The 10,089-nt window shown below is 63.2% G+C and carries 7 protein-coding genes; all 7 read left to right on the forward strand.

Features of this window, described 5'->3' with window-relative positions:
* Positions 1–185 precede the first annotated feature (185 nt).
* A complete protein-coding gene (locus NFU08_RS15605; protein ID WP_251424546.1) occupies positions 186–1,535 on the forward strand; it encodes an MFS transporter in 1,350 nt (449 codons plus the stop codon).
* A gap of 109 nt (positions 1,536–1,644) precedes the next feature.
* Positions 1,645–2,835, forward strand: a complete 1,191-nt coding sequence (locus NFU08_RS15610) for a CaiB/BaiF CoA-transferase family protein (RefSeq protein ID WP_251424548.1) — start codon at positions 1,645–1,647, stop codon at positions 2,833–2,835.
* Between the two features lie 73 nt (positions 2,836–2,908).
* Entirely contained in the window at positions 2,909–4,414 is a 1,506-nt protein-coding gene (locus NFU08_RS15615; protein ID WP_251424550.1) for an aldehyde dehydrogenase (NADP(+)), read from the forward strand.
* Positions 4,415–4,649: 235 nt separating this feature from the next.
* On the forward strand, positions 4,650–6,347 hold the full coding sequence (locus tag NFU08_RS15620) for a class I adenylate-forming enzyme family protein (protein ID WP_251424551.1): 1,698 nt from the start codon (positions 4,650–4,652) through the stop codon (positions 6,345–6,347).
* A gap of 130 nt (positions 6,348–6,477) precedes the next feature.
* Entirely contained in the window at positions 6,478–7,689 is a 1,212-nt protein-coding gene (locus tag NFU08_RS15625; protein WP_251424553.1) for an acyl-CoA dehydrogenase family protein, read from the forward strand.
* A 422-nt stretch (positions 7,690–8,111) separates the two neighbouring features.
* The gene (locus NFU08_RS15630) at positions 8,112–8,498 is read left to right on the forward strand and encodes an acyl-CoA thioesterase (RefSeq protein WP_251424559.1); all 387 of its coding nucleotides are present in this window, start codon (positions 8,112–8,114) and stop codon (positions 8,496–8,498) included.
* Between the two features lie 106 nt (positions 8,499–8,604).
* Positions 8,605–9,570: a zinc-binding dehydrogenase gene (locus NFU08_RS15635; protein WP_251424555.1), complete on the forward strand. Its 966-nt coding sequence runs from the start codon at positions 8,605–8,607 to the stop codon at positions 9,568–9,570.
* Positions 9,571–10,089: the final 519 nt, after the last annotated feature.

A 10,089-nucleotide genomic window follows, 5' to 3' on the forward strand; every position in this document is an offset into this window, starting at 1 on the left:
GCCGCCTACCGACAAGCAAGACGAGGGGGTTGACCTCACGACTCGCCCCATGCAACGATTTGTCCATATACCAGAACCCGTCTGAAATATGAGACGAGCGGTTCGGTGGATTTTTCGGGAACGCAGATTTCTAAGCCTTCCCACCCAAATGGCAAGGAGGCCATCACATGTCCAGAATGTCCCAAATGCAGAAAGTCGGTTTGGCCAGTGGTGTGGGCACCACGGTCGAATGGTACGACTTCTTTATCTACGGCACGGCCGCAGGGCTTGTGTTCAACAAGATCTTTTTCCCCGATTTTGACCCGTTGGTCGGGACGCTGCTGGCGTTCGCCACGTTTTCCGCGGCTTTCGTAGCGCGCCCCTTGGGCGGGGTCCTGTTCGGGCATTTCGGGGACCGGATCGGCCGGAAGTCCATGCTCATCATCACCCTGACGCTGATGGGCCTGACCACCCTGGCCATCGGCCTTCTTCCCACCTACCAGACCATCGGCGTCGCGGCGCCCATTATCTTGGTCTCCTTGCGCTTCGTGCAGGGACTTGCGCTGGGCGGCGAGGTCGGCGGTGCCATCCTGATGACCGTGGAGCACGCCCCTGCCAACAAGCGCGGCTACTACGGCAGCTGGGTGCAGATGGGCGTTCCCGCCGGTCTGATGCTGGGCAACGCTGTCTTCCTTCTCATGGCAGGCCTGTCGTCCGAGGCCTTCCTCGCCTGGGGATGGCGCATCCCGTTCCTGGTTGGCGGCGTCTTCGTCGTGATCGGTCTGGTTGTTCGGCTGAAGGTCGTGGAAAGCCCGGTATTTGATCAACTGAAAAAGCAGGAAAAGACCGAGAAGATGCCCATCGCCGTCGTCCTTCGCCACTACCCGAAGCAGATTCTCCTGATCTGCGGATCCTACTTCGCAATCGGCGTCACCTTCTACGGAGCCACGGTGTTCGGCCTCAGCTACGGTGTCCAGACCGTGGGTTTCTCGCGCAACGAAATGCTGGGCATCGTCCTGATTTCCATGGGCGTCACGTTCTTCGCCCTGCCGCTGTTCGGAAGGCTCTCGGACAAACTCGGCCGCAAACCCGTCTTTCTCGGCGGCGTCATCGCCATGCTCCTCTTTACCTTCCCGTGGTTCTGGCTGGTCAACACCGGGTCCTACGTGCTGGCACTGCTCGGGTTCGTGGTCTTCTGCCTCGCATTCTCCACGTCCTATGGACCGCTGGCCGCGTTCTTCGCCGAGGCTTTCGAGACGAAAATCCGCTACACCGGAATCTCCTTCGGCTACACGATCGGCACCCTGGCCGCCAGCGCCCCGACGCCCATTGTGGCCGCATGGGTGATTGCCGAGACCGGATCCTACGAGGGTGTGGCCCTGTTCATGATGGCCATGTGCGTCATCTCGGTGATCTGCGTGATCGCCATGAAGGAGACCAACCGGCTGGATCTTTCCGAACTCGGCAAGAAATACGACCAGGAGCCCCCGGCCGCCGACGCGGACAGCACGCCCCACGCCGACACAACCAGCCAGCACCTAAAAACCGCCAGCTAGAAACCACCGCGGCACCGAAACCCGGCACAGACGCCCCCCGCAGCCGCCGCCAGCGCGGGCAAAGCATCCGCGCCCGCGACCAGACATCGCATGAACAAGGAGTAACCACGTGATTGAAGCATCCACACGAGCAATCGACAGCCCACAGATTAGCGGCGCGGAAATCAGCGACCCGGCAGGCCCCTTGGCCGGAATCCGGGTGCTGGACATGACCCGTCTCGCGCCCGGGCCCTACGCGAGCATGCTTCTTGGCGACCTGGGCGCTGAAGTTATCGTCATCGGCGGCGGCCGCTCCGGCCTCCCCGTTCCGTCACTGTCACGGGGGAAGGAATTCATCGCCCTTGACCTCAAGAGCGACGACGGTCGGCAGGCCTTGCGGCAGCTCGTCTCAGAAGCCGATGTCTTCATGGAGGGCTTTCGTCCAGGGGTGGTGGACAGGTTGGGTGCAGGCTACGAGGAGCTGTCCGAAATCAATCCCGGCCTCGTTTACTGCAGCGTCACGGGTTACGGCCAGACCGGACCGCTGGCCCAGCGCGCCGGTCATGACATCAACTACCTTGCCGCTGCCGGTGCCCTGGGCACGTTTGGGCCGTCCGACCAGCCGCCGGTTCCGCCGCTGAATCTTGTCGCCGATCTGGGCGGCGGAGGCATGCTCTCTGCCTTCGGCATCGTCAGCGCCCTTTACGAGCGGTCCAAGACGGGCAAGGGCCGCTACATCGACTCGGCCATGGTGGACGGTGTCCTGTCCATGATGGCGATGAACTTTGCTGACTGGCACACACCGACCCTGCCCCGCCGGGGCGAGGGTGTCCTGACAGGCACCACACCGTTCTACCGGTGCTACAGCTGCTCAGACAACCGCTATGTAGCGGTCGGAGCCCTCGAAACGGCCTTCTTCGCGGAACTGTGGAACACGCTTGACCTGGGGGCAGTGCCGGACCATTTCGACAGGGCAACGTGGCCGTCCATAGAAGAGTCACTCACTGGCGCATTCGGCACAAAAACGATGGGGGAGTGGGCCGGAATCTTCGCCGAGGTCGACGCCTGCGTCACCCCCGTCCTGGAGCCACATGAACTGGCATCGTTTGAACAGATCATCAGTCGGGATCCCGGCTTCACCCTGGATTCGGTACCCGTGATTCCCGCGTTCCAGGACGGTCCGGAACGCCGGCAGACCGACATGGAGCCGCGCACCGAAAAGGTGCTGGTCCGTCAGGGTCTTGACCCTGAACTGGCAGCCAGGGTCGCGGCCCAGAGCGAACGCACAGCCGTCACCGGCCTCAGCTGGCCGCCCCTGTAAACCGGAACCGGCAAACTATCCAGTCCAAATCCCCCGCGGAGCGCCGTGCATTGCGGTGCGCCGACTCCCGCCAATGACCATCGAGGAACCCATGGCACTGACTAGCACCACACCCGCCCCCACCAGCACCGACAGGCTCAACAGCATTCTTGCCCGGGCAGCAGACGCGGCCGTCATCTGGGCTGAGACCACGCCCCAGGAGCGCGCCGTAGTACTCCTGTCCGTTGCCGACCACCTGGACAGCGCGGCGGACGAGCTCATCGAGATCGCCCACGAGGAAACCCACCTCTCCCAGGCACGGCTGAAAGGCGAACTGAAACGCACCACCTTCCAGCTCCGGCTATTCGGCGAAGTCCTGAATGAAGGAAGCTACTTGGACGCACGGATCGATCAGGCCGATCCGGCCTGGGGCATGGGGCCGCGGCCCGAGATCCGGCGCACTCTGGAGCCCTTGGGTCCCGTTCTCGTGTTCTCCGCCAGCAACTTTCCGTTTGCCTTCAGCGTCGCAGGGGGGGACACCGCCTCCGCTCTGGCCGCAGGTTGCCCCGTCATCGTCAAAGCACATTCGGGTCATCCCCGGCTCTCGGAGCGAACGGGAGACGTCGTGGCAGCCGCCCTCGCGCATGCCGGAGCCCCCGCAGGGCTTTTCGACGTCATCTTCGGCACCCAGGCCGGACGCGATGCGCTGCTTGATCCAAGGGTGAAGGCCAGCTCATTCACCGGCTCCATCCCTGGCGGGCGGGCACTGTTCGACCTGGCGAACTCCAGGCCTGACCCGATTCCCTTCTACGGAGAACTGGGCAGCGTCAACCCCACCTTCATCACCCGCGCGGCCGCCCAAAAGAGGAGCGGACAGATCGTGACCGACTTCGTGAACTCCTACACGGTCGGAGCGGGCCAGTTCTGCACAAAACCGGGCATCCTGCTCGTACCTGCCGAATCAGACATCGCTGGCACCCTCGCTGCAGCCCCGCACCCCGCCGCCGCCATGCTTCTGAACGAGCGCATCCAGTCCGGCTACGTCGAAGCCCTGCAGACACTCAGCGGACACGAAGACGTCGAGCCCCTGGTCCTGGGGCCGGCAGCGTATGAGAACCCGCCGACGCCGACCCTCCTGCTCACAACCGCAGCCCGTGTACTGGCCGAACCCGAGAAACTCCTCGCAGAGTGCTTTGGCCCGGCAGCCCTCGTGGTCACCTATGAGGACGAATCCGAACTGCTCCAGATCGCCCGGATCATCGACGGACAGCTGACTTCCACCGTGCACGGGGAAGACGACGATGGCATCGCCCCGCAACTGGTTCGCCTGCTCGCCCGCAAATCCGGGCGCATCCTGTGGAACCAATGGCCGACCGGCGTGTCGGTCACCCACGCCCAGCAACACGGCGGCCCCTACCCGGCGACCACCGCAGTGACATCCACGTCCGTCGGAACCGCCTCGATCTTCCGCTTCCTGCGACCCGTCGCCTACCAGGGCCTGCCCCAGCACCTCCTGCCAAGCCAGCTGCAGGACACCAACCCCCTGCGCATCCCCCGCAGGGTAGACGGCCGACTTCAGAACCCAGACTGCAAAGTCTGACACCAGCGAGGCCCGCCGGTCGGTGACTTCCCGGACACAGATTCCTGCCGTGAGGGTCGGCCGCCCACTTGCGACGTGATCGAACCCACGCTAGCGTTCTACATATCATTCACTGATCGATATGTCAGACGCGGCGGGGGGAAATCCACTTTCGAGCACTCTGATTTCACGACTATTTGCAGTTCGGGCGCGATCAACGCGACCAGTGTTCCGCATTCAGAAAAGGTTCCACATGATGACTGAGCAGCGCTGCCGGCCGACGGCAGCCGAACCTGTTGCACGGCGCGATATCGACGATTACACGCCGCCCTGGGCGGATTTTGCGGCGTTCTTCCGCAGCCGGAAGGACGATGACCGGACGTTCCTGATCGCTGTCAGCCGAGGCCAGGGAACGCGGGCGGAATGGAGCGTAGGTCAGTGGCGGAATGCGGTCTACAACGTGGCCGACCAGCTGACCCGGCATGGCGTTAGGGCCGGTGACAGTGTGGCCGTTCTGGCCCACAACTCCGCCGAGACGCTGGCCCTGACCTTCGCGGTCTGGCTGCTCGGCGGCTGCCTGGTACCTCTTGACCCGCGGGACGGCGACGAGAGACATGAGGAAATCCTGCAGGAGTGCGGGGCGCGATGGATAGGCGTGGATTCGGGTGTGGAATCGGTTGCCCGGGTGGGTCGCCATGCGTCTGCGGACGCGATCGTTGTTGGCGGTCTGATGTCCACTCAGCGGCGGGAACGTCCCTCCGTGATCGGGGGACCGCTGGACGCTCCGGCCCTGCGCATGCACAGCAGCGGAACAAGTGGCCGCCCCAAAGCAATCGTCATCCCGATGCGCAGCATTCTGCTCAATTGCCATGCAATGCAGGAAGCGTTCGGCTGGACGCAGGAAACGAGGGTGCTGACCGTGCTGCCCATAAGCCACGCCAACGGTTTGCTCATCAACAGCTTCCTGCCCTGGTTTGTCGGGGGATCGACGGTGCTGGTTGACAAGTTCCGAGGAAGCACGTTCTGGCCCATCGCCGCTGAAACACGGGCCACGACAAGCAGCATCGTGCCGACCGTGCTGGAATATCTGCTCGCCGGTGAGGCCGGGGACCACCCTGCGCCGCTGATGAAGGAGGTGATCTCCGGAAGCGGTCCGCTGCGCTCCACTGCCGCATCCGAATTCGAGCAGCGTTTCGGGATGCCGGTTCGGCAGCTGTACGGCCTGTCGGAGACCACTGCCGTCTTGACCGCCACACCGCCACGGACGGGCGGATATCTTGAGCCCGGGCTTCGGAAATCCATCGGCACGGCCGTTCCTCACGCCCAGGTGGACGTCGTAGACTCCGACGGGATCCCGTGCGGCCAAGGCGTGCGGGGGGAAATAGTGGCACGCGGCGGCATGCTCATGACCGGCTACGCCAACAATGACACCGCGAACGCCGAAGCATTCAGTGGCGGCTGGTTCCACACCGGCGACCGGGGATACTGGGAACGCGCGGCCGATGGAAAGATCTGGTATTTCCTGGAAGGACGCCTGAAGGAAAGTATCGTCCGTGGCGGCCTGAATATCGCGCCCCAGCTGATCGACGAGGTCGTCGCAACTCACCCGCTGGTCCAGAGCGCCGCAGCGGTTCCCTTCGCCAACCGCTGGCAGGGCGAGGAAATCGCCGTGTTCGTGATCGCCAGCGGGGACCTGACCGAAGCAGAGCTTCTTGCCTGGTGCGCCGAACGGCTCGAGCCGCACATGTGCCCGAAAGTCGTCATCTTCGGATCCGAGATGCCCTCCACAAGCGTGGGTAAAATCCGCCGCAGTGCTTTGACCCAGCAGTTGGCCGGCGAGCTTGCCCGCTTCTGGGAAACGTCCTTCCGCACCGAAATCCGGAGCCACAGCCCGGCGGCCGTCGTCCCTGAGCGCAGGGCGGACCCGCAGAGCCATGGACCGGCCGCCCAATGACCAATCTGACTACGCATCCGGGATCCACGACGAGCCCGGCCATCACACATGAATCGAACTATCCAGGAGAGAGACAAATGACAACGATCACCACCGTAACCCCCGGTACCCGCGGCATCGGAGCAGGCGCATGAGCATCGCGACCGCCTTCGCCACCGAGCAGGTCCTGGCCCACGTCGAAGACTTCGCCACCAAATTGGCCGAGCGGGCAGAGACCATGGATAGAAACGCCAAATTCGACAAGCAGATTCTGGACGAAGGCGCAGCGCTGGGCCTCGTGAAACTGATCTTCGACGAGAATCTGGACCTGGACCTGTCGCGGATGCCGCTGGTTCATGACGTGACGGAGCGCATCGCCAGTATCTGCCCCCCTGTAGCCATGGAACTTGGCGTCATGCGGCTCGTGGCCTATCTGCTCTCGCGGTATGCACCTCCGGCCGTCAAAGAACGCTGGCTGCGGCCCACCATCGAAGGCCGCGCCTACGGCTCCTTCGCCCTCACGGAGCCGCAGGCAGGAACGGACCTTCGCGGCATGCTGACCGTGGCGCGCAGGGACGGTGACAATTACATCCTCAGCGGACAGAAATGCTGGGTCGGGTTCGCTCCCGTAGCTTCCTACGCCATCGTTCTGTGCAAGCTGGAGTCCACCGACAGAGACGCCCCCACCATCGCGCTCGTGGTCGACATGTCCAGCAAGGGAGCCTCGGGCGAGCCAGGCCCCGAGCTCTCGGGTTTCCGCGGCCTGACCAACGGCGCCCTCCGCTTCGACAACGTCGTGGTCCCCGCGGGGAATGCCCTCCAGGTGGACGGCTTCGCCGGCATGATGGACGGCCTGAACATGGCACGCATTGACGCCGCCTCCTACGCCTGCGGTCTGCTGCGCGGCGCCCTGGAAGTCAGCGTGGAACGAGCAGCTACACGCACCGCATTCGGCAAGCGCATCGGCGACCTGCCCAGCATCCAGATCAAGCTCGGCCGCATGCGCGCTGCCTACCACACCGCCAGGGAACTCGCGATGCGCGCCACCGAAACCTACATGCAGGGCACCGGGGGAGATCAGGACATCATCTCGATAGCTAAGATGACCGCCAGCGACCTCGCCCGGGAACACACGGACCAGGCCATGCAGATCTTCGGCGCATCAGGCCTCATCGCCTATTCTCGGGTCGAACGGATGCACCGGGATGCCAAAGCAACCCAGATCTTCGACGGCACCAGCGAAATCCACGAAACAATGCTCGGACGCCGACTGGTCAACGCATTCGCCAAGGACGGCCACGGCGGCTCCTACATGCCCTCCTGGAAGACCGGCCGGCCAACCGAAACCCCTACCGGCGCGTAGCCGCACGTCCGAAAATCCTGCCCACGTCAGGCAACCGGGCTCGGGATCGGACCTCCGTTGGGAACGCTCCCGGCGGCGGTCCGGTCCCGAGCCCCGTAGCAACCCAGGATGGCTTCCACACACCCGAATGGTGGTATTCGCGCGGCGCCCGTCAGCGTCTCGACAACCGATCCACCCGCGGCCGCGGTCCCGGGACGCGAAACCATCACCAGCAGATTCCAGCCCGGGTCCGCGCAACAATCCATACTGCACGCCCACACATCCAAGGACGACGAAATGAACCGCACGGAAAACCCTCTTGAGGAGGTCGTCGACGAAAAGGGCAGGCTGTCCATGAGGGTACTCATGACGCCGGACATGGTTAATTTTCAGGGAAAGTCCACGGCGGAGTCCTGCTCAAGTACCTCGACCAGGTCGCATACATCTGCGGGACCTGCTACGCCGGCACCTACGTCGTCACCCTTTCCGTGGACCGCGTGGACTTCATCGCCCCCATCCAGGTCGGTGAACTCGTAACGTTCCAGGCCTCCGTCAACTACACCGGCCGCACGTCACTGGAAGTCGGAATCCGGGTGCTCAGCGAAAATCTCCACGAGCAAAGCGTCAGGCACACAAACAGCTCGTACTTCACCATGGTGGCCATCGGCGACAACAACAAACCCACGCCCGTGCCCGAATTCAAGCCCTCCGACACCATCGAAAGGAGGCGCTTCCGGGAAGCGCACCAACGACGGAACGACAGGATGCGCCGAGCACGGATCAGGCGGGACCGGAGGGAACGGAACCCTCTGGATCTGCTGCCCGCCTGATCCACGGTGCCCCCGGACCGTGGCTGGTCCGTACCGTTAAACCCTCACACAAGATGCCTACCCAAAACGGGGCGGGTAGAGACTCAGCCCGAGAAGGCAGACAAGAATGCGTGCAGTCTATGCAACATCGCTCGCCCCTGACGACCCACTTGCCGGACTCGAGATCGGGGACCTGCCGGACACAGAAGCTCCAGCCAACGGCTGGGAGAAGATCACGCTCAAAGCCTCCGCCCTGAATCACCACGACCTGTTCTCCCTCAAAGGCATACTCGACAAAGAGGATCTGCCGATGGTGCTGGGCTGTGACGGCGCGGGAGTGGACGCGGCCGGCAACGAGGTGATTATCCATCCCGTAATCGCAAGCCCTGGATGGCGCGGCGACGAAACCCTTGACCCGACACGCACCGTACTTTCGGAGCGCCATCCGGGAACCATGTCCGACCATGTCTGGGTGCCCGCCGGCAGCACTGTCCCTAAACCAGCAGAGCTGAGCTGGGAGGAGGCCGCCTGCCTTCCCACGTCTTGGCTCACCGCCTACAGGATGCTTTTCTCCGTCTCCCCGGCGCAACCAGGATCCACCATCCTGATACAAGGAGCAGGCGGTGGGGTGTCCACAGCGCTGACCGCCATGGCTGCCGCCACCGGATTTCGAGTATGGGTGACCAGCCGCAGCAGGGAAAAGCAAGTCCACGCGCTGACGCTCGGGGCCGATCAAGTATTCGACCCCGGTACCCGCCTCCCGAAGCGGGTCGACGCAGTCTTTGACTCAGTCGGGCAGGCCACGTGGGACCACACACTGAAATCTGTTCGGCCGGGCGGAGCCGTCATTACCTGCGGCGCAACTTCAGGCAGCTCCGCAGTGACTGAGCTGAATCGCGTGTTCTTCACCCAGTTGAAAATCCTCGGCTCAACCATGGGAACCCGGGACGAACTCGACAGACTCACCGGCTTCCTTGTAGGAACCGGGATACGCCCAACTATCGACTCCGTACTCCCGCTAAACCACGCCGCCCAAGGATTCAGCAAGATGCTCGGCGGCAACCTGATGGGAAAGATAGTATTCACGCATTAACCCAGCAACGGGCAATGACTGCGACCCCCAGACCAAGAGTCCAATATCAATGCTCCTGCGCCGCAACAAGAGACTCCTTCGCCGGGCTGGGGGCCCGGAGCAGAGACAGGACGTTTTCCCGGTACCGCGGAAGAGAGGAGTGGTCTCCAGCCATGTCGACCAAGGGTCCGGTCAGGGAACCCAAACGGACCTGCGGGGGGAGCGTAGCCCCGGTCATTGCACAGAAACCCGTTATCGGTTCGGGGCAAACCGAATGAAAAATTCTCTTTTCAAACCCCTTTTCCCACCGACGATAACTAATCAACATAAGGGTGGCTGCCTAACGCATTCTTGGGCGGGAAAGTTTTCCTCGACGTGCCTGCGCGGGGCGGCGTGCAAAAAGGGCCGGGCCCCTTTTGAACTGGTCCCCGAAAGTTGGACTCTCGAATTTGTGAGATCTTCACTCTAGCGGGCAGTGATCGGCTTTTCACGGAAAGGCTCCGTCCCAAGCGGGACGGAGCCTTTCTCAGTGTGGGAACC

Source organism: Pseudarthrobacter sp. NCCP-2145, assembly GCF_023708005.1.
Lineage (GTDB): Bacteria > Actinomycetota > Actinomycetes > Actinomycetales > Micrococcaceae > Arthrobacter > Arthrobacter oxydans.